The 23,563-nt window shown below is 69.1% G+C and carries 21 protein-coding genes and 2 tRNA genes; 15 read left to right on the top strand and 8 right to left on the bottom strand.

What is annotated here, in order from left to right; all coding sequences use genetic code 11:
* Positions 1-7: 7 nt before the first annotated feature.
* Genes AB0B45_RS07215 through AB0B45_RS07205 form a run of 3 tightly spaced genes read right to left on the bottom strand, consistent with a single transcriptional unit; the run spans position 8 to position 4,862 of the window.
* Positions 8-1,333, bottom strand: coding sequence for a hypothetical protein (locus AB0B45_RS07215; protein ID WP_358126678.1), 1,326 nt, complete (start codon positions 1,331-1,333; stop codon positions 8-10).
* Positions 1,330-2,703, bottom strand: coding sequence for a GT4 family glycosyltransferase PelF (gene pelF, locus AB0B45_RS07210; protein WP_358126675.1), 1,374 nt, complete (start codon positions 2,701-2,703; stop codon positions 1,330-1,332). Before pelF ends, AB0B45_RS07215 begins: the two co-directional genes overlap by 4 nt.
* Positions 2,700-4,862 (bottom strand): hypothetical protein, encoded by a 2,163-nt coding sequence (locus tag AB0B45_RS07205; RefSeq protein WP_358126672.1) that lies wholly within the window; start codon positions 4,860-4,862, stop codon positions 2,700-2,702. Before AB0B45_RS07205 ends, pelF begins: the two co-directional genes overlap by 4 nt.
* 124 nt (positions 4,863-4,986) lie before the next feature.
* Here AB0B45_RS07205 and AB0B45_RS07200 point away from each other — a divergent pair, with 124 nt between their 5' ends.
* The gene (locus AB0B45_RS07200) at positions 4,987-5,808 is read left to right on the top strand and encodes an AfsR/SARP family transcriptional regulator (RefSeq protein WP_358126669.1); all 822 of its coding nucleotides are present in this window, start codon (positions 4,987-4,989) and stop codon (positions 5,806-5,808) included.
* A 17-nt stretch (positions 5,809-5,825) separates the two neighbouring features.
* Here AB0B45_RS07200 and AB0B45_RS07195 read toward each other — a convergent pair.
* Positions 5,826-5,899, bottom strand: a tRNA-Met gene (locus tag AB0B45_RS07195).
* Between the two features lie 322 nt (positions 5,900-6,221).
* Here AB0B45_RS07195 and AB0B45_RS07190 point away from each other — a divergent pair.
* The 7 genes from AB0B45_RS07190 (at position 6,222) to AB0B45_RS07160 (ending at position 14,173) form a co-directional block, all read left to right on the top strand.
* Positions 6,222-7,436, top strand: coding sequence for an ROK family protein (locus tag AB0B45_RS07190; RefSeq protein WP_358126667.1), 1,215 nt, complete (start codon positions 6,222-6,224; stop codon positions 7,434-7,436).
* A 9-nt stretch (positions 7,437-7,445) separates the two neighbouring features.
* Positions 7,446-8,723, top strand: a complete 1,278-nt coding sequence (locus AB0B45_RS07185) for an ABC transporter substrate-binding protein (protein WP_358126664.1) — start codon at positions 7,446-7,448, stop codon at positions 8,721-8,723.
* Complete coding sequence (locus AB0B45_RS07180) at positions 8,723-9,682, top strand: sugar ABC transporter permease (RefSeq protein ID WP_358126661.1); 960 nt, start codon at positions 8,723-8,725, stop codon at positions 9,680-9,682. The genes AB0B45_RS07185 and AB0B45_RS07180 overlap by 1 nt, the downstream gene beginning before the upstream one ends.
* Positions 9,679-10,506 (top strand): carbohydrate ABC transporter permease, encoded by an 828-nt coding sequence (locus AB0B45_RS07175; RefSeq protein ID WP_358126659.1) that lies wholly within the window; start codon positions 9,679-9,681, stop codon positions 10,504-10,506. Before AB0B45_RS07180 ends, AB0B45_RS07175 begins: the two co-directional genes overlap by 4 nt.
* Positions 10,469-13,075: a beta-galactosidase gene (locus tag AB0B45_RS07170; protein ID WP_358126656.1), complete on the top strand. Its 2,607-nt coding sequence runs from the start codon at positions 10,469-10,471 to the stop codon at positions 13,073-13,075. Before AB0B45_RS07175 ends, AB0B45_RS07170 begins: the two co-directional genes overlap by 38 nt.
* A gap of 124 nt (positions 13,076-13,199) precedes the next feature.
* Positions 13,200-13,748: an NADAR family protein gene (locus AB0B45_RS07165; protein WP_358126653.1), complete on the top strand. Its 549-nt coding sequence runs from the start codon at positions 13,200-13,202 to the stop codon at positions 13,746-13,748.
* Positions 13,745-14,173, top strand: coding sequence for a GNAT family N-acetyltransferase (locus AB0B45_RS07160; protein ID WP_358126650.1), 429 nt, complete (start codon positions 13,745-13,747; stop codon positions 14,171-14,173). Before AB0B45_RS07165 ends, AB0B45_RS07160 begins: the two co-directional genes overlap by 4 nt.
* Before the next feature lie 263 nt (positions 14,174-14,436).
* Here AB0B45_RS07160 and AB0B45_RS07155 read toward each other — a convergent pair whose 3' ends face one another.
* On the bottom strand, positions 14,437-15,510 hold the full coding sequence (locus tag AB0B45_RS07155; RefSeq protein WP_358126647.1) for a glycoside hydrolase family 19 protein: 1,074 nt from the start codon (positions 15,508-15,510) through the stop codon (positions 14,437-14,439).
* Positions 15,511-15,744: 234 nt separating this feature from the next.
* On the opposite strand from AB0B45_RS07155, the gene AB0B45_RS07150 reads away from it, so the two are divergent.
* The 7 genes from AB0B45_RS07150 (at position 15,745) to AB0B45_RS07120 (ending at position 21,592) form a co-directional block, all read left to right on the top strand.
* Positions 15,745-17,457: an alpha/beta hydrolase gene (locus tag AB0B45_RS07150; RefSeq protein ID WP_358126645.1), complete on the top strand. Its 1,713-nt coding sequence runs from the start codon at positions 15,745-15,747 to the stop codon at positions 17,455-17,457.
* A 14-nt stretch (positions 17,458-17,471) separates the two neighbouring features.
* Positions 17,472-17,951 carry a hypothetical protein gene (locus AB0B45_RS07145; protein ID WP_358126642.1) on the top strand — a complete coding sequence of 160 codons (480 nt, stop codon included), beginning with the start codon at positions 17,472-17,474 and terminating at the stop codon, positions 17,949-17,951.
* Positions 17,952-18,050: 99 nt separating this feature from the next.
* On the top strand, positions 18,051-18,947 hold the full coding sequence (locus tag AB0B45_RS07140) for a phosphorothioated DNA-binding restriction endonuclease (protein WP_358126638.1): 897 nt from the start codon (positions 18,051-18,053) through the stop codon (positions 18,945-18,947).
* The gene (locus AB0B45_RS07135) at positions 18,947-19,381 is read left to right on the top strand and encodes an NUDIX domain-containing protein (protein ID WP_358126635.1); all 435 of its coding nucleotides are present in this window, start codon (positions 18,947-18,949) and stop codon (positions 19,379-19,381) included. Before AB0B45_RS07140 ends, AB0B45_RS07135 begins: the two co-directional genes overlap by 1 nt.
* 293 nt (positions 19,382-19,674) lie before the next feature.
* The gene (locus tag AB0B45_RS07130) at positions 19,675-20,316 is read left to right on the top strand and encodes a hypothetical protein (protein ID WP_358126632.1); all 642 of its coding nucleotides are present in this window, start codon (positions 19,675-19,677) and stop codon (positions 20,314-20,316) included.
* A gap of 295 nt (positions 20,317-20,611) precedes the next feature.
* Positions 20,612-20,833: a hypothetical protein gene (locus AB0B45_RS07125; RefSeq protein ID WP_358126629.1), complete on the top strand. Its 222-nt coding sequence runs from the start codon at positions 20,612-20,614 to the stop codon at positions 20,831-20,833.
* 309 nt (positions 20,834-21,142) lie between these two features.
* A complete protein-coding gene (locus AB0B45_RS07120; RefSeq protein WP_358126627.1) occupies positions 21,143-21,592 on the top strand; it encodes an Appr-1-p processing protein in 450 nt (149 codons plus the stop codon).
* A 276-nt stretch (positions 21,593-21,868) separates the two neighbouring features.
* On the opposite strand, the gene AB0B45_RS07115 is transcribed toward AB0B45_RS07120, so the two are convergent.
* From AB0B45_RS07115 to AB0B45_RS07105, 3 genes are all read right to left on the bottom strand, one after another.
* Positions 21,869-21,942 (bottom strand) — tRNA-Lys (locus AB0B45_RS07115).
* A gap of 45 nt (positions 21,943-21,987) precedes the next feature.
* A complete protein-coding gene (locus AB0B45_RS07110; protein WP_358126625.1) occupies positions 21,988-22,911 on the bottom strand; it encodes a nucleoside hydrolase in 924 nt (307 codons plus the stop codon).
* A gap of 250 nt (positions 22,912-23,161) precedes the next feature.
* Positions 23,162-23,512: an OsmC family protein gene (locus tag AB0B45_RS07105; RefSeq protein ID WP_358126623.1), complete on the bottom strand. Its 351-nt coding sequence runs from the start codon at positions 23,510-23,512 to the stop codon at positions 23,162-23,164.
* Positions 23,513-23,563 lie beyond the last annotated feature (51 nt).

Genomic DNA, 23,563 nt, shown 5'->3' with positions numbered 1-23,563 from the left:
GCCCCTTTCAGCGGTAGTGCCAGACGTCCCTGAGGCCGCGCGACATCAGGGCCAGCAGGACGGACAGGAACAGCAGGGCTGCCGCCAGGAACAGCAGCACGTCGGCCAGCACGTTCTCCGGCAGCAACAGGCCCGCGCAGGGGTGCAGCAGCAGCGCCGCGCCCTGGGCGAGGCAGAGCTCGACCAGCCTGCCCTGGTTGGCCAGCAGGAACGCCATGAAGTAGGCGCCGCCGAGCACGACGTGCGCCGCGGCCATGACCACGCCCGCCGGGCTCACCTGCGTGAACGCCACGGGCACCGCGGTGAGCACGGCCAGCGCCGCGACGGATCCGCCGAGCCCGCGCACGAGCAGCCGGTGACCCTGCGCGGTGAACTCGGCCGGATAGCAGACCTGCCTGATCACGCCCCGCACCGCCGAGTCGAACCGGTGCGCCTGCCACTCCAGCACGCCCATCCCGAGCACCAGCCCGGCCCCCGTGATCGCCAGGTCGGGCCTGGCCACGACGTAGGCGGCCTCGGCCTGGAGCAGGAAAGCCGCGGTCAACCCGCTGTAGAGGGCGGCGACACCGAGGTCCCTGTCGAGGGGCATCCGCCCGTCCGGTCGCGACGGCCTGGTCAGCAGGACGGCGGAGCAGGCCACCGCGCTGATCGACAGCACGCCGAGCGTGACCGCCGCCAGCGCGACCAGCGGGTGTCCCACGACCACGTAGAGCACACCCGCTCCCGTGGCGGGCAGCATGAGGAGCGCGAGCAGCCCCTCGCGCCGGTGGAACAGCAGGATCCCCGAGCAGATCTGGAACGTCAGCTGCGCCACGGCCAGCACGACCAGCGACAGCGGCCCGTCCCACAGCGTGGCCGCGCCGCCCGCGAGGACCACGCCCGCGACGAGCCCCCACCGCAGCGTCCTGGCCGCCGAGCCCGGCGAGCCGCGCCCGATCAGCCCGTAGGCGATGCGCGACAGCACCGAGCCGAGCACCCAGCCGATCCCGGTCGTGACGACCAGTCCCGGCATGAGCCATCGCACGCCGATCAGCGCGGTGACCGCGGGCAGCAGCGCGGCCGGCATCGCGTAGAGCGGCCCGTGCACGAGGGAGCGCCACGCGGGCACGGGGAGCTCGACGGGCGGGGGCTCGGGCTCGTCCCTGATGAGCCTGCCGTACACGGCCTCGGCCAGCGAGAAGACGTCCTGATGCCCGTACCGCTCGCGCGCCAGCTTGTCGTTGAGCCCTTCGGACTCCAGCGCGGCGGCGACCTGGAGCGGCTCGACCGCCTGTGAGAGCCTGGGGCGCAGCTGCTCGACCAGCTCGTCGAGCGGCTCAATGATGATCTTCATGCCACGACTTCCTCGTAGACGCCCCGGTAGTCGGCCAGCGACTGCCTCAACGTGAAGCGCTCCATGACGCGGACCCTGGCCAGCGTGCCGAGCCTGTGCCTGAGCGGCCCGTCGGTCAGCAGCTTCAGCGCCGCCTCCGCCACCGCCAGGTGGTCGCGCGGCGCGACGACGTAGCCCGCGTCCGCCACCGCCTCGGAGACGCCGCCCACGTTCGTGCACACCACGGGCCTGCCGCAGGCCATCGCCTCGACCACTGTGTAGGGGAAGCCCTCGGAGATGCTGGTCAGCGCCACCACGTGGCCCGCGTGGTAGGCCTCGAGCGGCATGGCGACCCTGCCCTCGAAGATGACCGACGCGTCGAGGTCCAGCTCCGCGGTCAGCGCGACGCAGCTCGCGTGGTAGGACTCGTTGCCCTCCGGTACGCCGCCGAAGATGCGTAACCGCGCGTCGGGCAGCTTGTCGCGGATGACGGCGAAGGCGCGGATCAGCGTGTGGATGTCCTTGAGCGGGTCGATCCTGCCCATGAACACCAGCGTGGGCCGGTCGGGCTCGCTCGTCGCCACGGGGAAGTCGGCGGGGTCGACGCCGTTGTACATCACCCTGATCCGCTCGTCGTCCGCGCCGCCCATGAGCTGCCAGCGCTTGTTGTAGGAGGAGTGCGGGGCGATCCGGTCGGCGATCGCGTACGACGCCCCCGCCAGGCGTCTGAAGAAGCTCAGCAGCAGCACCCTCACGGCGTGCGAGGCGGGCTCCGTGAGGTATTGCAGGTACCGTTCCCGCAGATAGACGCCGTGCTCCGACAGCACGATCGGCGTGCCGTACCGCCACTTGGCCGCCATCGCGACCAGCATCGACAGTCCGTTCATCGCGACGTGCGTCAGGTCGGTGCGGACGGGCGGCTCGGTGAGGGGGCGCAGCATGTGGCCGAGCAGGTGGGCGGCGGTGATCGCGTCGGCCAGGTTGATGCCGTCCATGCGGTGGCCGTACCAGCGGTCCATCAGGAGGGTGAGCGCCCGCGTCCCGGTCAGCGCGCCGAGCAGGTCCGCGCACTGCGACAGCTCCCGCAGCACCGCGAGGAACCCGCGGCTCCCCTCCCCCATCACGGCGGGGGTGAGGATGAGCCGCAGGAACTCCTCGTACGCCGCGGGGACGGGCGCGGGCCTCCTGGCCTGCTGCCGCCACAGCGGTACCGCGGTCACCCTGTCGAGGTTGCCCGGCCTGTCCCACACCGAGCGCTCGGCCCCGTCCACGGTGAGCGTCACGACGTCCCAGCGGTAGTCCGGCATGCCGCGGATGAGCTGGTCCATCCAGACGCTCACACCCCCCATGGCGAACGGATAGGTGCCCTCGGAGACGAGCGTCACTCTCACGGGCGCACGCTCGCGGGGACCGTCACCGGCGTGCCGGGCGTGAGCGCGATCCTGGCGACCTTGTCCGTCCCGTACGGCACGGCGTTCGCGTTGGCGTTGGTGGCGAACACGCCGCCCGCCGCGTCCGAGGTGAAGGTGATCGTGGCCGCCTGCTTGTCGAAGACGGCGTCCACGTGCTGGAGCGCGGCGAAGTGGGCGTTGCGCGCCTCGACGTAGGCGGCCAGCTCGGTCCAGGTCGGGGTGAGCACGGGCACCTTGTAGTAACCCTTGTACTTGGTCATCACGGCGTTGAGCCAGTCGAAGACCAGGTTGGGCGTTCCGCGCAGGTTGCCCTGGTGGAAGGTGTGCGAGTAGATCGAGCCCGACATGACGTGCTGGAGCGCGACGTCGCTCTCGTGCCCCACGATCTGGGCGTAGGTCTGGTTCGCCGGCCAGTAGGGGAACTTGCCGTTCGGCCCGTAGTAGGAGTTGTAGAAGTAGGTCTCCTCGGCCGGCGTCGTCACGTGGTAGGCCACGTTGGTCGGCCAGTCGGGCACGACCAGCAGCGACGGCTCCATCGGGTGGTAGGTCCCGCAGTTGAAGCACGCCGGCCGGTGGCTGGCGAACGACATGTTGCCGTGCAGGTACTTCACGCCCGCCGCCTTGGCCGCCTGGAGCAGGTCGGGGTTGGACGCGGTCAGGCCGTGGTCGGTGGGCGGGTCGATGTCGTTGTCGGGGTCGGGGTGGTAGACGCCGAGGCCCGAGTACTCGCCGGTCTTCAGCACGGTCCTGTCGACGGCCAGCCCGAGCTGCTGGGCCCTGGTGAGGTTGTCGACGATCTCGTTGTAGCTGGTCTGGTAGTCGGTGGAGTTCAACTTCGGGTGGGTGAAGGTGTGGTTGATCCACGTGAACGCGGTCGCCCTGCACCTGGAGTAGCTGGTCAGGGGGTCGGGGCTGAGCAGGGTGAGCAGGCAGGTCTTGGGCGCGCCGGGGTTGGCGCCCTCGCCGTTGTAGGCCACGTTGAGCCTGAAGTTCGCGGCGAGCGGGTTGGCGGCGCGGAAGTTCTGCTGCTGGTTGTACGTGCCGTCGGCGTCGTTGCGGCTGATCCTGAAGCCGGGGTTGTCGTCGACCGTGCCGTTGGTCCTGAGGTGCGAGGTGTGCGCGAACCAGTCGTCGACGTCCACGTTGAGGTAGTGGCGGCGCTCGCCCAGCATCACGCCCCGTGTGGCCCAGCGCAGCAGGCCGTAGGTGAGCAGGTCGGCCTGCGGCAGGTACTGGTTCGAGGTGAACGTCAGCGCCATCCGCTCGCGGCCGTCGGCCGAGGTGCTCCTGACGCCGAGGACGTCGTTGCCCACGGTGAGGATCGGGTCGGCCTGGCAGCCCTGCTGGACGACGCTGCGGTAGACGTAGGACAGGCTGATCGGGATCGTGCCCTTGAGGTGGTCGAAGACGGCCGCGCCGGCCGGCGTGAGCGTGGCGTTGACGGGCGTCGCGCCGATCCCGCCCTCGCCTCCCGGCCGCAGGCAGTAGTCCTCGGGGAAACTGCCGTAGGCGGTGTACAGCGAGACCTGCCTGACCTGGAAGTCGCGCTCGTAGGCCCACAGCGCGTTCCACTCGTCGGCGTCGAGGCCGCTCACGAAGCCGTCGCCGTCGTCGTGGAGCAGCGCGTTGTTGGTCAGCAGGACCGCGTTGTACGCGCCGGTGCCGTCCTGCCTGACCAGCGGGGGCAGCGGCTGGGATCCGCTCTCCACCACGTCGTACGGCATGCCGACCCGGTCGAGGGTCGCCTTCCAGGTGGCCAGGCCGAAGTCGTCGCCGTCGACGGCGATGACCAGCGCCCTGAGCGCGACCTTGCCGCCGGTCGCGGTCAGCGCCTGGGCGGTCCCCGCGCTCGGCCGGGCCGTCCTGCCGCTCTGCTCGACCGCCTTGAGACCCTTGTCGACGGTGATCGCACCCTGGGGTGCCTTCGGGAGCGGCCGCGCCTTTTCCGGCTTGGGCCGGTCGACGTCGGACCGCAGCGGGGCGCCGTGGGCGTGGGGTTCCTCGGCTGCCTGGGCGGGCTCTGTCGCGGACGGGCGCGGCGGCGCGGTGGGGTCCGCGGGCTTCCGGGCGGCGGCCGAGGTGGCGGGGAAGGCGGCGATGAGACCGACCGCGACCGGCACAAACCAGGCTTTTTTCATGACATTCCCTCTCTTAGTGGGTTTTAAGCCCGCGAGGCCGGTGACTTCTCGCTTGAGTGTGGGTTCGGAGGATTTCTCTTCGGTTTCTCCTCCATTTCTCGATCCGCGCTTCTATCCTCCCTTCGTGGAAAAGCTCTTGAGCGCCATGGAATTTCGAATTCTGGGCGCGCTCGATGTCATAAAGGACGATCGCCCCTTACCGGTCAGGTCGGGGAAGCAGCAGGCGCTGCTCGCCCTCCTGCTCTGCCAGGCGGGCAGGGTCGTCCACAGCGACGTGCTCGTGGACTCGCTGTGGGGCCAGGAGGCCGGCGACCAGGGCGTCAAGCGCCTCAGGCTCCATCTGCACCGGCTGCGGCGCACGCTCGGCGCGGCCGACGCCATCGTTCACCGCGTCCAGGGCTACACGCTCGACATCCCGTCCGTCGCCCTGGACGCCCGCCGCTTCGAGACCCTGGCCCACCAGGGCAGACAGGCGCTGGCCTCGGGCAGTGTCGCCCAGGCCAGCGAGCTCCTGCACGCCGCGCTGTCACTCTGGCGCGGGCCCGCCCTGTCGGGGCTCGAGGATCTTCCGCTGCTCCATCAGGAGGCGACCAGGCTCAACGAGGAACGACTGTCGGCGCTCGGCGACTGCATGGACGCCGACCTGCGGCTACGCCGCCATGCCGACCTCATCGGCAGGCTCTCGGTGCTCGTGGACGAGCACCCTTTGCAGGAGCGCTTCCGCGGCCAGCTCATGCTCGCCCTCTACCGCACGGGACGCCAGGCGGAGGCCCTCGAGGTCTACCGTGCGGGCAGGCACATCCTCGCCAGGGACCTCGGGCTGGAGCCCGGCGCCGAGCTTCGCCGCCTGGAGCTCGCCATCCTGACCAGCGACGCCTCGCTGGCGGTGTGCGCGCCGCGGACGGTCCACGCCCGGCGCCGCCGTACCCGCTGTCCGCGCTGCTGATCGCCGCGGAGATTCGGTAGCGGGTGCGGGAATCGAACCCGCCTGTCGCGGCTTATGAAACCGCCGGGCACCACCAGCACCCCCACCCGCTGTGAAACAAGAAAACCGCCCCGGAATGGACATTCCACGACGGCTCGCGCGTTGACGCCCTAACGTCGCGTGCGAGCCTTCTGGCGCATTCGCCTGCCGTTCACGGAGAAAGCATCCCCGCATTCACCTTTCGCCCGCAACCGCTTTTTCTCCCCGCCCGGCGAAGAGGCCCGGGCTCCTGCCCCCAGCGAGCCGGTCGCCCGTCCCGGCGGGTCCCTGCGCGGCGGAGGGGACAGGGAGCCGCCACCGACCGCCCTATTTACAACTCTTAGACGAACTCTTATTGTCACTCCATCGCTTCCAGGAAAGTGAGACAGCTCACCGTGCTCAGACGAACGACGCGAGACATCAGACGCGCCAACCGCATCGACGTGTTGCGCCGCGTCTACGCGGTCGGCCAGGCCTCCAGGCAGGACATAGCCGGGCACTGCGAGCTGAGCTTCGCCACCATCGCCAACGTCGTGAACGACCTTCTTGGCTGCGGCGCGCTGGTGGAGGCCGAGTTCCAGGACTCCGGCGGCGGCAGGCCGCGAGCCGTGCTGACCCCCAACAGCGAGCGCGGTCTGCTGGTGGGTGTCGACATCGCGGAGACCTACGTCCACGTCGATCTGTTCGACCTGGCACTACGGGTCAAGCACACCAGTGAGCACCCGATCGGTCCCGAGACCAACCAGCCGCACGACGTCGCGAGCCATGTCGCTGACGCGCTCGACACCCTGCTCGCCGAGTGCGGCGCGTCGAGGGCGGACGTGCTGGGCGTCGGGGTGAGCGTGCCGGGCCAGGTGGCTCCCGAGAAGGGCGTCTCGGTGTTCGCGCCCGGCTGGGACTGGCACGACGTGCCGTTCCTGTCGGTGCTGCGCGAGCGCATCGACCTGCCCGTCTATCTCGACAACCCGCTGATGGCCAGCACCGTGGCCGAGCTGTGGCTGGGCGCGGGCCGTGAGGTGGACAACCTGGTCTGCATCACGGTCGGCACCGGCGTCGGCGCGGGCATCGCCATCAACGGCGCGCTCTACCGGGGCACCAACAACGCGGCCGGCGAGTGGGGCCACAGCGTCGTCGTCTTCGACGGCCGCGACTGCAGGTGCGGCAGCAGGGGCTGTGTGGAGGCCTACGTCGGCGCGCCGGGCGTGATGCGCACGCTGCTGGAGGTCGACCAGGCCAGCCCGCTGTACCACGGCGGCGACCAGACCGCCTGCATCGACGCGCTCGGCACGGTCCACGACGACCCCGCCGCGCGGGAGACCATCCGGCGCACCGCCGGCTACCTGGGGGCGGGCGTCGCCAACCTGATCAACATCCTGAACCCCGAGGCCGTGGTCGTCGGGAGCTGGGCGGGACTGGCCCTGGGGCCGAGCCTGCTGCCCGAACTGCGCGAGGCGGTCGCGGCGCACGCCCTCGCCAGGTCCAACAGCGCTGTCCAGCTCCGCCTGTGCGACATCCCCGGCAACCCCGTGAGCCTGGGCGCCGCGATCTTCGCTCTCGAAGGCTTCCTCGACGAGGCGCTCACCAAGCCCGCAAGCCGTACCAAACGCTGAGAGGCCCGCATGAAACTCCCCCCGAAAGCCGCCGCGGCGGCGCTGGCCACCGGTCTTCTCCTCACCGCCTGTTCCTCCGCCGACCCTGGAGGGGCGAACGAGAAGATCCAGCTCACGATGAGCGTCTGGGGCAGCAAGGAGGACGCCGCGACCTACACCGCGCGGCTCGCCCTCGCGCAGAAGAAGTTCCCCAACATCACCGTGAAGCTGGAGCACACGCCGGGTTCAGGGGACTACGACCAGAAGATCCAGACCGCGCTCGCGGGCCGGAAAGGCCCGGACATCATGCAGTTCGCGGAGAACGTCCACGTCTTCTCGAGCAAGAATCAGCTCGCCCCGCTCGACGACTACCTCGCCAAGGCCAAGGTGGACCTGGCACAGCGCTTCGGAGACCGGGTCAGCGCGGCTTACCAGCGCGAGGGCAAGACGTACGCGATGCCCGACCGCAGCGGCGCGATGGTCCTCTACTACAACAAGAAGGCCTTCGACGAGGCCGGGCTGAAGTACCCAGACGCCTCCTGGACGTGGACCGACTTCCGCGCCGCCGCGCAGAAACTGACCGTTCGCGAAGGCGACAAGGTCACCAGGTACGGCTTCGCCGCCGGCGACTGGTGGCCGTGGTGGATGACCTTCATGAAGCAGAACGGCGGCGAGATCATCGACGCCTCCGGCAAGCCGGTCGTCAACTCGCCCGCCAACGTCGAGGCGCTGACCTTCTACAACGACCTCGTCTACGTCGACAAGGTCGCCCCCTCCCCGACCGACTACGCCAACCTGGGCAAGGACATCGGCCCCGACCCGCTGTTCGCGCAGGGCAAGGCGGCCATGCAGCTGACCGGCTTCTGGAACATCGGCGCGCTGAAGGCCGTACCCGACATCCAGTGGGACATCGCGCCGATCTGGCAGGGCAAGCAGAAGGCCACGGTGGCCTTCGGCAGCGGCCTGTCGATCAACAACAACAGCGAGCACAAGGACGCCGCCTTCCAGATCATCGACTACCTCACCGGTGAGGAGGGGCAGCGGCCGATCGTGGAGAACAACCAGGACGCCCCCGCCAACCTGGCGCTGCTCGACAGCGACGCCTTCATGAAGTCCAGCAAGGCCAACATGAAGGCGTTCAAGGAGTCGACGGCGATGATCTACACGCCGCCCACGGGGGCGCACTGGAACGAGATGCAGAAGGTGTTCACCGACGCGCTCGGCCCCTTCTTCCAGAACAAGGCCGACGCGCAGTCGACCCTCGACAGGGTGCAGAAGGACCTGCAGACGCTGCTGGGCACGGGCTGATGACCGCCACGCTCGACCGGGCTCCCGCCTCCTTGAGGAAGGCGGGGGCCCGTGCCCCCCGCAACCGCGAGGCGCTCTGGTTCTACCTGCTGGCCTCGCCGTGGATCATCGGCTTCGTCGTCCTGACGCTCGGCCCGATGCTGGCGTCGGCCTACCTCAGCCTCACCGACTGGGACCTGTTCACCTCGCCCGCGTGGGTGGGCCTGGACAACTACGTGAAGCTCTTCACCGCCGACCCCGTGTTCTGGAAGGTGCTCGGCAACACCGCCTTCTACTCCTTCCTGTCGGTGCCGCTGACCATGGTCGCCTCCGTGGGGGTGGCCTACCTGCTCAACAAGCCGCTGCGCGGTAAGCGGATCTTCAGGACCGCCGTCTACCTGCCGACGCTGGTGCCGATGGTGGCCACCTCGGTGCTGTTCGTCTGGATGTTCGCGCCGGACACCGGGCTCATCAACAGCTTCCTCGCCCTGTTCGGCGTCGACGGTCCGGCCTGGCTGCTGGACGCGGCGTGGGTGAAGCCCGCGCTGATCCTGGTCTCGGTGTGGCAGATCGGCACCTCGGTCATGCTGCTGCTGGCGGGGATGCAGGGGATACCCAGGCATCTGTACGAGGCGGCCGCGCTCGACGGGGCGGGACAGTGGCAGCAGTTCAGGCACGTCACGCTGCCGATGCTGACCCCGGTGATCTTCTTCAACCTGGTGATGGGAATCATCGGCGCGTTCCAGGTCTTCGCCCAGATCTACATCATGACCGGCAACGGCAGGTCAATGGGCGGGCCCGACAACGCGAGCATGATGATCGTCCCCTACCTCTTCGACCACGCCTTCCGCTTCAACCACATGGGCTACGCCTCCGCGATCGCATGGGTGCTGTTCGTGATCCTGCTCGCCCTCACCCTCCTGGTCATCCGCTCGTCGAGCCTGTGGGTGTTCTACGAGAACGAGGTGCGTCGCAAGTGAGAGCCCTCCACTACGCCACCCTCACGGTGATCGCGGCGCTGTGCACCGCGCCGCTGCTGTTCATGGTCTCGATGTCGCTGTCCAGCGACGCCACCTCGGCGCGCGGGGAGTTCTCGCTGTTCCCCACCGAGTGGGAGTTCGGGAACTTCGTCGCCGCCTTCACCTCCGACCTGCCGACGGGGTCCTTCCTCCTCAACTCGGTGATCCTGACCGGGCTCGCGGTGGCCGGCCAGGTGTTCGTCAGCGCGATGGTCGCCTACGCCTTCGCCAGGCTGCGCGCTCCCGGCAAGAACGCGCTGTTCGTCGTGCTGCTCTCGACGCTGATGCTGCCCGCGGAGATCACGCTGATCCCCCAGTTCACGCTCTTCTCCGAGCTCGGCTGGGTGGACACGCTCCTGCCGCTGATCGTCCCCAACTTCTTCGGCGGCGCCTACAACATCTTCCTGATGCGGCAGTTCGTCTCCCGCATCCCGCGAGAGCTGGACGAGGCCGCCTCACTCGACGGGCTCGGCTACTTCAGGGTCTTCACCAGGATCGTGCTGCCGATGATGAAGCCCGCGCTGATCGCGGTCGGCATCTTCACCTTCTCGTGGAACTGGGGGTGGTTCATGGGCCCGCTCATCTACCTCAGCTCCCAGGAGAACATGCCGCTGGCGCTGGGCGTCCAGGTCATGTACGCCACGGGAGGAGCCGGCCAGGCGCCGCCGTGGAACCTCGTCATGGTGGGCTCCCTCCTCCTGACCCTGCCCATGATCGTCGTCTATTTCTTCGGCCAGAAGTACATGCATGAGCTCAGCGTCACCGCGGGCTCCGACCAGAAATGAGCTCGTTCTGAACGTCCGCGTTGCCGACGGCTGCCTCCTCATCGACGACGAGCCCAGGCTCCTGCTGAGCGCGTCGCTGTTCTACTTCAGGATCCCCAGGGGGCACTGGCGCGAGCGGCTGCGTGCCGTACGCGAGGCCGGCTACACCTGTGTCGACGTCTACTTCCCGTGGAACCACCACGAGCTCGCGCCGGGGGCGTGGGACTTCGAGGGCGAGCGGGACGTGGCGGCGTTCCTGGCGATGGCCGAGCAGGAGGGGCTGCTCGTCCTGGCCAGGCCGGGTCCCTACATCTGTTCGGAGTGGGACGGCGGCGCGCTGCCCGCGTGGCTGACGCTCAACGAGGGGCTGCGCCTGCGCGACAACGAGCCGCTCTTCCTCGAGCAGGTGCGCGGCTGGTTCGACCGGATCCTGCCGATCCTGCGCTCCTGCGGGGCCGTCGTCGCCGTGCAGTTGGAGAACGAGCTGGACTTCTTCGACTGCGAAGACGTGCCCGGCTACATCGGCGCGTTGCGGGAGATGGCGGTGGCGCACGGCATCACGGTCCCGCTGATCACCTGTGCCGGGCAGGGCGACCTGGCGCGCTCGTCGGGAGAGTTGGAGGGCGTGCTGCCCGCCGCGAACTTCTATCCGTCCGACGACTCCACGGCCATCGAGTCGATCGCCGACGTCTACGGCGCCTGGCTGCGCCCGCGCGGGCTGCCGCTGCTGGTGACCGAGACCAACAGGGCCCACGTGACGCTACGGCGGCTGCTGTCGACGGGGGTGCGGCTGCTCGGCCCCTACCTGCAGGCCTCGGGCAACGACTTCGGCTTCACCACCGCGGTCAACAACTGGGGCGATCCGCTCGCGCTGCTCACCAGCGACTACGACTTCGGCGGTTTCCTGTCGCCCTCGGGCGTGCGCAGGACGGAGTTCGGCGAGGGCAGGCTGCTGGCCGGGCTCGTGACCGCGCTGGGCCCCGCGCTGGCCGCCGCCGTACCGGCGCAGGTCGCCGAGCTGAAGGTCCGCGCCGACTTCCCGCTTCCCGACGGCGGCCCTCGAGCGCTGGCGCTGGCCGGCGGCGGGCTCCTGCTCGCCCTCGCCAACCCCGGCGGTACGGCGGGCACCGCCACGATCGGCGACTCGATCGAGGTGCGCGTCCCCGCGGAGAGCTGCCCCTTCGTGCTGTTCGACGTGCCGCTGTCCGGCGTGCTCGTCAGGAGGGCCACCGCCGAGCTCGTCCACGCCGGCCCTGACCTGCTGGTGTTCGCGAGCGACTCGCCGTCCCAGGTCGTGATCGAGGCGGAGGACGGCGAGGTCGTCATCGACCACCCGGGCGAGGGCACCAGCGACACCAGGACCGGCGGGCTGCGGGTGCTCGTCCTCCCCAGAGCAGACGCCGCCGCCACGAACTCCGAAGGCATGCCGGTCTTCACCGAACCCGAGGCCGACGCCGAACCACCCCACCCGCTCGCGCTCCACCACTCCCCCTTCCAACAGATAGGTCCTGCGACCCCGCTCGGCGACGCACCCGTTCGGCCGGAAAGGCTGGGCGCCTACCGCGGCTACACCTGGTACACCGCCCGGACCGAGGCCGCCGGCTCCTTCCTGCTGCACAGCGGGTCCGACGTGCTCTCCCTGCGCGTGGGCGGCCGCCACCTGGGCACCGTCGTCCCCGGCGGCGGATTCGCCCTGTTCCCCGGCGGCGCGGGAGGCGAGCTGGAGGTCCGGACCGAGATCTGGGGCCACTCGAACTTCGACGACGCCCGCCTGCCCGCGCTCAGGCTCGGCGCGCCGCGCGGCTTCGACGCGGTCACCGCCGTCCGCTCGGTCAGACCGCTCGGCCTGTGGCGGCTGCACCCCGTCGAGGGCGGGCCGCGGATCGGCGCAGGCCCCGCTCCCGTGGTCGCCTGGGGCTCCTGGATCACCGCGCACCTCCCCTGCGACGCCCGCTACGTCACCGACCTGCTCCCCGACCCAGGGTGCGACACCTGGGTGCTGCGCCTGGACGGCGTGACCGCGCACGTGGAGGTCCGCGTCGACGGCGCCGACCTCGGCGTCGTCAACCCGCACGACCCGTACGCCGACCTCACGCCGTGGCTGCGGCCGGGCGTGCCCGCCCGCCTCGAACTCACGCTGCGCCGAAGGCCGGCCGACAGCGCGGGCGAGCCCGTCCTGCTCGAAGGGCGCAGGGCCACCGGCTGGTCCGCGGTCTCCGGCGACGAGGCCACGCTGTGGCAGGCCGCGGCCCGCTCCCTTCCAGGCCAGGAGACCCGCTTCCCCGTACGGCTGGCCCCCGGCGAGCTCGGCTGGCTGCACGCCGACGTCACCGCATACGCGGGACGCACCTGGACCGCCAGGTTCACCGGCACGCGGCTGAAGGTGACCGCCTGGTTCAACGGCCACGTCGTCGGCAGGCTCTGGCTGCCGGGCGAGCCGCGCCCCGCCATGCGCGGCGGCGACCCCGAACTGCTCACCCTGCCCGCCGCCTGGTTCGGCCCGTCGGGCGGCGACCGGCTGTCGCTGCTCGTCGAGGCCGTCGACCGCGACCTGCCCGGCGAGCTCACCGGCATCACGTTCGGCCCGTGACCGGCCCCGCCGCCAGCCGCCACCTGTCGCCGCCGGCCGCCCGCCCGCCACCCGGGAAGGCGTGCCGGCGGCTCAGCCCGGATATCGGCTGGTGGCCACCGGCCAGCTATGGCACGGTGTGACCGTGTCTCTCCACACCCTCGACGAGCTCATCGCCGCTGAGCAGGCCGGCCGGTCGCTCCGCTACCTGTACTTCTGGGGCCACCAGCCCGCCCGCGACGGCGGCGTCGGCCCCGGCTGCCTCAGCCAGTGGTGGCCTGTCACCTTCACCGAGGACGGCCACGCCTTCGCCTCCGCCGAGCACTACATGATGGCGCACAAGGCGTGGCTGTTCGGCGACGACGACGCCGCGTCGGCCATCCTGGCGGCCGGCCACCCCGGCGAGGCCAAGAAGCTCGGCCGTACCGTCAAGGGCTTCGACGAGGAGACGTGGAACGCGCACAGGTTCGACATCGTGGTGCGCGGGTCCGTCGCCAAGTTCGGCCAGCACGACTCCCTGAAGGAGTTCCTGCTCGGCACCTCGGGACGCGTGCTGGTCGAGGCCAGCCCGCACGACAGGATCTGGGGCATCGGGCTGGTCGCCTCCGACTCCAGGGCCGCCTCTCCCACGACCTGGGAGGGGCTGAACCTGCTCGGGTTCGCGCTCATGACCGCCCGGGAGATGCTGGCGTGAAGGTCAGGGAGGCGTCCGGGGCGGATGCCGGGCCGATCGCCCACGTCTTCCTCGCCGCCCGCGCCGAGATGACCTACCTGCCGCGCCTGCACACCGACGAGGAGACCAGGTGGTGGATCGCCAACCTGGTGCTCCCGTCGCACGAGGTGTGGGTGGCCTGCGAAGGCTCGGACGTCGTCGGGTTCGCGGCGGTGCTGGAGGGGTGGCTGGAGCACCTCTACCTGGCCCCCTCGGCCCAGGGCGCCGGGTTCGGAACCACGCTGCTGGAGCGGGCCAGGCGGGACAGGGCCGCCCTCGACCTGCACGTCTTCCAGGCGAACGGCGGGGCGATCCGCTTCTACGAACGCCACGGCTTCAGCCTGGTCGCGACGGGCGACCAGAACGAGGAAGGACTTCCCGACGCCCACTACAGGTGGACCGCCTGACACCTTCGGCCGTCGCCCTCAGCTCGTCGGGCCGAAGCGTTCACCGTCGGCCTTCACCACGACCGCGACGCCGGGCCCCACCGGACAGGGCCAGAGCGATCAGGAGCGCCGCGATCACGCCGGGACCTTTCCCCGCGGTCACCCCGGCGACACCGGGACCGCGGGTGCGACGGCTCAGCCCGGGCACCCGATCATCGAGAAGCCCCAGGTCAGCAAGGCCGGCCTGGGGGCTCCTACCGGGTCGCCCTGCCGCTGTCGGTGGTCTAGCAGCTCAGGTTGCCGCCGGCCGGGACGCCGAGGATCTGGGTGAAGCGCTGGTAGGCGTCGATCCGGCTCTGGACCTGCGCGGGGTTGCGGCCGTCGCACTCCAGGCTGCCGTTGATGCTGCGGATCGTCTGGCCGAAACCGTGGCCGTTGGCCATGGCGTTGTGGGCGGTCATCGTGCCGGGGCCGTTCTGGGTCATCCAGTACCAGAGCCCGGTCTTCCACGCCACGGCCGACTCCCGCTCGACCCGCCATGGATCCTGCAGCAGGTTGAGGCCGAGCGCGTCACTCGCCGCCTTGTAGTTGAAGTTCCAGCTCAGCTGGATCGGGCCGCGACCGTAGTAGGCGGCCTGCCCGGCGGGGCAGCCGTACGGCTTGGAGGCGTCGCAGTAGTGGGGGTAGTTGGCCGTGTTCTGCTCCACGATGTGGACGAGCCCACCGGTCTCGTGGTTGACGTTCGCGAGGAAGGCGGCGGCCTCCTGCTTCCTCACCGTGTCGCTGCCGGTCTTCGCGAAGGCGGGGAAGGCGCTCATGGCGCTGGTCAGCCCGCTGTAGCTGTAGAAGGAGTTGCGGCTGGGGAACATCTGGCCGAACTGCGCCTCGGTGACGACGAATCCTCCCGGTGACGGCGGCGGGTCCGTGGGGGTGGGTCCCCCGCAGGTGTAGGGGTCCCAGTACCACGTACTGATCGTCGGGTCGTAGCCCGGGTTGTCGTGTTCGGCTCTGTAGTACTTGCGGTCGGTGTAGCGCACGATGCTCCCTGCGGCGTACCACTGCCCGGCGACCCAGTTCGGGTGATCGCACGTGGAGGGCCGCGGCGTCGTCCCACCGCCGCAGGTGCCCTGGCCCGCCCAGACATCCGCGGTGCCGGGGGCCTCGTTCTGCGTCCACCACTTCGCCGACCAGTTGCGGCCGTTGTGGGAGACTCGCGCGCCGCCGTTGTAGACGGCCGACGAGCTCCACGCGGCGGCACAGTCGGCGGCGTAGGCGGAAGCCGTCGGAAGGACGGCGGTCAGCACCCCCACCATCAGCGCGATGGCCGCGAGAGGCGCCATGATCCGTTGCCTGAGCACCTGATCAACTCCTTTTTATAGGAAAGCTTCCTAAGGATTTTCGCGATCGTAGAGGCATGACAAGCCCCTTACAAGGCCCAATTCACAGCTGTCAGAACACCTCAGCGCCCCAGAAAGCGGGCCTTCGGGAGAAACACGGGTGAGCCGCCGATCTCCTGAACGGCCGCCATCTGCCCTGACATCCTGAACCCCGCCATGGCCGATCACGACGCAGCGCAGGCAGCGTTCGGACGAGTGGCGGCACTCGCAACCGAGCACCACGCCGAACTCGACACACCGGTACGACTCATGCGAACACACGCCTGGGTCGGCGGCGGCGCCCCCGCCTTCACCGCCGAGCTCGCCCGCCGGCGCTCCACCCTGCAGTCGTCGCTGACCAGCGCCCTGCACGCCCTCGCAGACCTCGTCGTACGGCAAGGCGGCCCGCACCCGCCCATTCCGGCCCTGACCACGTCGATCACGACGATGAGCGCGGCTCCCTTCGGCTTCCACGGGATCGACCCGCAGGCCATGACCGCCCTGGTGTCCTCCCTCGACCACGCCGGACACGCACTCGCGACCACCGGCTCCCGCATCGCGGCCGAACTGGCCGGACACGGCCTGCCCACCCACCCAGGCCACACGATCGGCCACCTCGCCACGTGGTCCACCACGCAAACCAGCGACCTCCGCCGCAGACTTGCTCAGATCCGGCAAACCGTTCCCGACACGTCGCTCCCCTCAGGGATCACCGCCTACGGCCTGTTCGGCGCGCACGCAACGGACCCGATGGGCGCAGGAACACTCCTGTCCCGCCTGGCCGGCGGCGACAACGACGCGATCACCCGCCTGCTCGCCGTACAGGAGCAGGGTCGTGACCCCGGCCTGGCCGCACGGGTGAACGCCTGGTGGCAGACCTTGGCCACCCCGCTACGGGGACACCTCCTCGACACGGCGGGCCTCGGACTCCTCAACGGCCTTCCCACGACCGTCCGCGACCAGGCGAACCGGCGCCTGCTCGCGACGGAAAGGGCCCGGCTGACCCGTGAACGCGACGCCGCCACCGCTGAACTGCTCCAGGCCAACGCGCCCCTGCTCCTCGGCAACTGGGAACGCATCGCCAACCGGCTCCGCCGCATCGAGCTCATCGAGCACGAACTCCGGCCCGTCCCCGGACACCCACCACCCCTCCTGCTGGCGTTCGACGTGAAGGGGCAAGGCCGGCTGATCATCTCCTGGGGAAACCCGGACACCGCCGACACGACGGTCACCTCCGTCTCCGGCCTCACCTCAGGACTGGACGGCGCCCACGGCGACCTGCAACGCTCCCGCGCCCTGTGGCAACAGGCCACCGCCTCCAGCGGCGACAGGACCATCGCCTCGATCACCTGGCTCGGTTACGACGCACCCCAGATAGACCCAGGCGTCTTCGAACCCAGCACGTCAGTGGCCTTCCAGCACGCCGCCGCCAAGGGCGGCGCCGCACTGGCAGCCTTCGCCGACGGCCTGTGCGCCTCCCACCTGCCCTCCGGTACGGCTCGCAGCGTCATCGTCGGCCACAGCTACGGCTCCCTCACCACCGGCCACGCCGCCGTCCTCCGCCCAGGACGGCTGGCTGACGACTTCATCTTCGTGGGCAGCCCCGGCGTCGGCGTCGACCACGCCGGCCAGCTAGGCGTCGACCCCAAGCACGTCTGGGTCGGCGAGGCCGGCAACGACCCCGTCGCCGCGCTGGGCAGATTCGGCACCGACCCCGGCCACGACGCCTTCGGCGCCCAACACTTCCCGGTCCAGCGCGACGTCTACACCGCCGCCCACAGCAGCTACTGGAACCAGGACTCCACGTCCCTGCGGAACATGGGTCGCATCATCAATGCCCAGTACGACGAGATCGAGCATCCCGCACCAATGAACAACCGGCCTCAGCTCCTCATGCCAGAGCTCGCCCACGACCCGCCCCCGAGTTGAACAGGTACATGCCCGTGCTCCGGATCCTCCTCGCTCTCCTCTCCTTCTCTTTGTCGGGATGCGCCGTGAATGAATCCACCATCACTCAGGCTGAGGCGATCGCCCGTGTCGATCAGCTCATACACGACACCGCTGCGGCGCTCACACCCGAACCGCGGCTGGAACTCATGCCGATCTCCGTCCCGCCCAGCACCTGCCTGGACAGGGGTGAATCCGAAGGCCAGGTCGTGATCAACCGCAAGTACTGGCTACGGGACGTACCCAACGCCGAGAACATGAACATCGCCCGCCAGGTCCGCGCCTACTGGGAAAGCGAAGGACACGCGATCATCTCGACTGGAGGCTGGCAGGTCGGCCACCCCAGCATCGGTGGCGAATCACGACCTGACGGATTCATCCTCGCCCTGGTCTGGGCCGAAGGCGACGACCTTTACCTGGCCTCGACCTCTCCCTGCGTGTGGCCGAACGGAAATCCCCACGCGGTCGTCTCCTGATCCGAACACGACAAGACCGACGGCGTCGCCTGGTCAAGGCCCCGAGCCTGATCGCCTGGTGCCGGGCGCGAAGATCGGTTCGCCGTAGACTGGGCAATTGTGGATTGGATCGAGCGGATCGCCGGAATCCGGCGCTGGACCCGAGCCGGCGAACGCGCCCCACACAAGCCTCTTTTACTCCTGTATGTCCTGGGTCGCTTCCAGCAGTACGGCAACCGCCCGATCACCTTCACCGACACCGAGAGCGACCTGAAGAAACTGCTCAAAGAGTACGGCCCACCACGCGACACCAGCCCCGGCTATCCCTTCCACCACCTCACCAGCGATGGCCTCTGGATCGTCGACACCGCGACCGGTCCCGGCAGCCCCGGCCCCGAGCTGGGACGACTTCGAGCGTCCAAAGCCACCGGGCGTCTCCAACCCGACCTCGCCCGCGCCCTGGCCGAAGATCCCACCCTGGCCGTCCGCATCGCCCGCCACCTTCTCGACGCCAACTTCCCCGCCTCACTGCACGCCGACATCTGCCGGCTCGTCGGCCTGGACCTCGACAGCGGGGAAGCCCCCGGCATCCGACCGCCAGCCACTTCCGCCACCCGACGCGACCCCGCCTTCCGGGAGAAGGTGCTGATGGCCTACGAGTACGCCTGCGCCTTCTGTTCCTACGACGGCTGGCTCGACGGCATGGCCGTCGGCCTGGACGCCGCCCACGTACGCTGGTGGGCCTTCGAAGGCCCCGACGACCTGGCCAACGGACTGTGTCTGTGGGCACTGCATCACAAACTCTTCGACAAGGGCGTGCTCGGCCTGACCGCCGAACGCACCGTCACCGTCTCCGCTCGATTCGTCGGCCGCTCCACCACCGCCCGCGACCTCGTACTCAGCCTGGCAGGGCGACCGATCCGCGAGCCCCAGCCCGGACTGAGCAGTCCCGAACTCGCCCACATCGCCTGGCACGCCAGCCAAGTCTTCCGGCTCCCGGCCCGAGGAACACACTGATGGGGATCATCGGTGTCGGCGTCGTACTCACCGACTCGGAGGGACGGATCCTCCTGGGCGAGCGGATCAAGGCTGGCGAGAATCCCTCATGGTGCCTGCCCGGCGGTGCCGTCGAGCCCGGAGAGACCTTCGAGGCGGCTGCCGTGAGAGAACTCGCCGAGGAGACCGGCATCCACGATGCGAGCCTGCCGCTGGTCACCACCGTGATCCTGGACAGCCAGGGAGGGAGAGCCCGGGTGACGGCGGCCGTGGCCATGACCGCGGGCCGTACCAGCGCTCGGGTCACCGAACCGGAGGTGTTCGCCTCCTGGAAGTGGTTCGCGCCCGATCGGCTACCTCAGCCGCTGTTCACCGCGACCGCCCACGTGCTGGCCCCCTCGCCAGGATGCCGGCGCTATCCCATCGGCGCTCGACCGAACGTAGCGGAGCAGTGAGCATCGGCCACGCTCGAACCGCCGGTCGGCGAGACAGACGTCGGCGTGGGCCGATCCCCGGCCCGAACGCCTGGTGCCGCCTCGACGAGCCCGCGTTCTGTCGGCGGGCGAGCGTAGAGTCCCGACTGTGATCTCCTACGTGGCCGGCGACGCGACCGCTCCTCTCGGCGAAGGACCGCGGATCATCTGCCACGTGTGCAACATAACCAGCCTGCACCTGTAGTGATCTTTACGTCTTCCTAACAGCCGCCTGGGAACGTCGCTGCTACGTTAACTGGGCATGATCGCCATGTGTGTTCGATACGTCACTGTGGGTGCGGGTTCCCTATGAAGCCACTGAGGGTTGTGATCGACGACCTGAGGGGTTCAGGAAGTTCGTCGGCGCGATGGCCGGGTCCGGATACACGATCGTCGGGCCGGACGGCTTCATCCATGAAGCAGCGGATGGGCTTCTCCGGTCGCTTGAGGTGGGTACGGCGAGGACCTACGCGTATCTGCTGGTCGATCATCTGCGGTGGCTCGGCCAGGAGGAACTCGCGTCAGAGACTGCGTCGTTCCGAGATGTCTGCCGCTACATGGGGGCGGTAGGCGCGGAGTTCGCCGGCCCGTTCGGCTCGCCGTGGCGGGTGGGGAAGAAGCCCTATCGACAGAGCACATTGGACACGGCTACTGCCGCTTTGAAGCGGTTCTACCTCTTCCAGGCTGCAACCCTGGGGATCAACAAGGAGCTCGGCGAGGTCCTGAGCGGGTCCCGGTTGCCGACGAAGGCCGATCGGCAGAGGGCGTTTCTCGGGCATGTGCTTCGGGAGATGCCAGCCAACCCGCTTCGACCGAAGCGCCGCGTGAAGCGCCATCCCAAGATGACTCCGGAGGGCGCCAGGCAGGCGCTGCTGGAGGAGCTCGGGACGGCCAGGGACAGGATGGTGGTCACCTAGCTGGCTGATGGAGGCTTCCGGATCGGGGAACTGACCAGTCTTCACCTGGTTGATCTGCACCTTCGAGAGGACGCGCTCTGCGGCGAATGCCGGGCTGCCCACGTTCACATCTGCCACCGGGAGGGCAACCCGAACGGGTCGCGGGTCAAGACGAAACACGACTGATTCTTCGAAGAGGGCAGCCGAGCGCGAGGCGTGGCTCAGGCTGGCCGTCTCACGGCTCATCGACTCACCAGCGACGCCTGGCACCAGGGCTGCCGCCTATCTTCTCCTGGCGAATTCGCCGGACGTCAAGGTGGTCGACGACATTCCCGGGACGTTCGGGCTCGACGGGCTGGCCCTCCAATTCACGGGGGGGCAATTCGTGATCGACCGCAGGACTGGCCGGTTGCTCGGGGAGCAAGACCTGACTCCCAAGGGCGCTGCCTGGCGCGCCGAGATCGTCAGGGAGGTGGGCTGGAGCGATGTGCGGCCGGTGCCGCCTGCCAAGTGCGACCGCTGCACAGCCCGGCTCTAGAACACGCGCACTGGATTGCGGCGGGGCGAGCACGGAGAGCGCGTCCGGGCTGTACTTCTGGAAGGCCGCCTCGCAGGTGATCGAGCACGATGAGAGGGAATCGTGGCAGGTGTTCCTTTGCGTTGGAGAGGAGAGGTCGAGACATTCATCTGGCCATCGACCGGGATTTCCGATTCCGAGGTCCGCAAGCCTGGACCTCTATGTCCGTCTACCTGGACACAGATGTCCGCTGACCAGGACATTCTCATGGCCGCTTACAGATGTCCGCCTGCCCGATCCCTGCCATCACGTGGCGGGCATGTTCGCAACGTGGGCACCCGCGCCCCATCGAGCGAATCAGCGGGCGAGGTCGGAAAATGCGACGACCTCGGCCGCTGGGGGCGCGGCTTCGTCGTCGCCCTCTCCGAGCGTTGGCCGGAGCCTGAGGACGGCTACCGCGCGTGGCACCGCTCAGGTGAAGGCTTTGTACTGGGCACCGTCCAACTCGTCGAGGTCGGACCGGATCTTTGGGTGGCGAACATGATCGGCCAACACGGTGTCCGGGCGACCGAGGACGGCCCGCCCATCCGATATGACGCCCTCGATCGCTGCTTGGAGACGCTCGCGTCCCATTCCGTGGAGCTCGGCGCGAACGTGCACATGCCGCGCATCGGCGCGGGGCTGGCCGGCGGCAGCTGGGACCGGATCGAACCACTCATCACCCGCCGCCTGGTCGAGCACGGCATCCCGGTCACTGTGTACGACCTTCCCGCCCTATAGAGCGCGGTCCATGGGGTACGGCGAGATCGGGTGGTCCCGTCACCCTGTTACGTGAAGGCCGACTCCAGTGAGTCAGTGGACAGTCACGTTTCGTCGGGACGTCCACCCCAATCACGGACATACACTGTGTCAAGATCGACGATCTGCCAGATCCGGCGCAGATGAGCACGACCGCACCGCGAGCACCGCTAGGCGAGCTACTGCACTGCTAACACTCACGCCGGGTGTCCAACGAAGAAACCCCAGCTCAGGTATACCGAGCTGGGGTTTTGTCTGTGCGCCGCCAGGGACTCGAACCCCGGACCCGCTGATTAAGAGTCAGCTGCTCTAACCAACTGAGCTAGCGGCGCTTGCGACAGGTGTAACTGTAGCAGCAGCCAACCACCACTCGCACATCACGCCATCCTGGCCGCCAGCCTCTCGTACGACTCCAGCATCAGCTTCCAGAAGCGGTCCACGTCGAGGTCGACCGCCACGGCGGCGTTCGGTACACGCCCTTCTACCTTGAAGTCCGTGACCGTCATGCCGGCCGTGTACGTCCCGACCGTCTCGACGTTCACGACGGCGGGGACGAGGGTCAGCAGGGTGGGGTCGATGACGTGCGCGACGGCGACCGCGTCGTGGATGGCGGGGCCGCCGTCGGCCTTCACGACGCCGTAGAACTGGGAGATCGGCACCACGAGGTCGGCCAGCCGGCCCAAGGATCGCATCCGGTCCAGGATCGACTCGGTGACGACGGCGGTCAGGGTGACGTCGAGGCCGACCATGGTCACCTGCCACCCCGCGTCGAACACGATCGATGCCGCCGCGGGGTCGGCCTTGATGTTGAACTCGGCGGCGGGCGTGTGGTTGCCGCGGGTGTAGGAGCCACCCATGATCACGAAGTCGCGTACCCACTCGACGATGCGGGGCTCACGCCGTACGGCGAGAGCGATGTTGCTGAGCGGGCCCACGGCGACGAGGGTGATCTCGCCGGGCGCCGAGCGGAGGGTTTCGATGATGTAGTCGACGGCGTGCCCGTCGGCGACCCCGTTGACCGGCGCGGGAAGGGTGACGCCGCCCAGGCCGGTGGCGCCGTGGATGGATTCGGCGCGGACTCCGGCCCCGAGGAGGGCTCCGGCGCTGCCCGGGGTGACCGGGACGTCGCCGAGTCGGTAGAACTCGCGGAGCGCGAGGGCGTTGGCGGTGGTCAGGTCGAGGCTGACGTTGCCGCCGACGGTGGTGATGCCGACCAGTTCGATCTCGGGAGAACCCGCTGCCAGCGCGATGGCCAGAGCGTCGTCGATGCCAGGGTCACAGTCAAGGAGGAGCTTGTGCACCCCAAGACAGTACACATGAATCGGGGCCGGACGGTTTCCCCCAAAACCATCCGGCCCCGATCTACCGCGGTCCAGGCCGACACCTTCCCCCGAAGTGTCGGCGGTCCCGCTCAGCAGACGACGGTCCCCCTCCGCGTCCGCCTCGGCAAAAGCTCTGCAAGTCAGTCGCAGCACCCTTGACCTGCTTCAACGTTACAGAGGCGAATGCAACGGACGCGTCATACCAGGGTCGATTATCGCCCTAATCAGCCTAGGGGAGCTCCAAGCGGACCTCCGTGCCCTCCCTGAGGGAACGGCTGACCGTGCAGTGCTTCTCCTCCACCCGTTCGGCCACGGCCCTGAATACCTCGTCGGCCTCTTCGGAGGGGACCTCCACGTCGTAGGTCACGGTGATCGGGCCGAGCTTGCTGGGCTCGACCTTCTCCGCCTCGACCGTCATCGCCAGCCGTAGCAGGCGGTGCCCTCGCTTGGCCGTGAGCGGTTCCACGGTCACGATGTTGCACCCGCCGACGGCGGCCAGGAGCAGCTCGACGGGGGTGAAGACGCCGTCCTGGTCGCCACCGCCGATCTCGACCCGCGCACCGCGGGCGTTGGTCGCCACGAAACCATCATCTGTCCGCTCAACACGCACGTTAGCCATGCCGGTAAACCT

Origin of the sequence: Nonomuraea sp. NPDC049152 (assembly GCF_040648355.1) — a bacterium.
Lineage (GTDB): Bacteria > Actinomycetota > Actinomycetes > Streptosporangiales > Streptosporangiaceae > Nonomuraea.
Note: the sequence above shows the minus strand (reverse complement) of the source record. Positions and strands in the feature narration are given on the sequence as shown.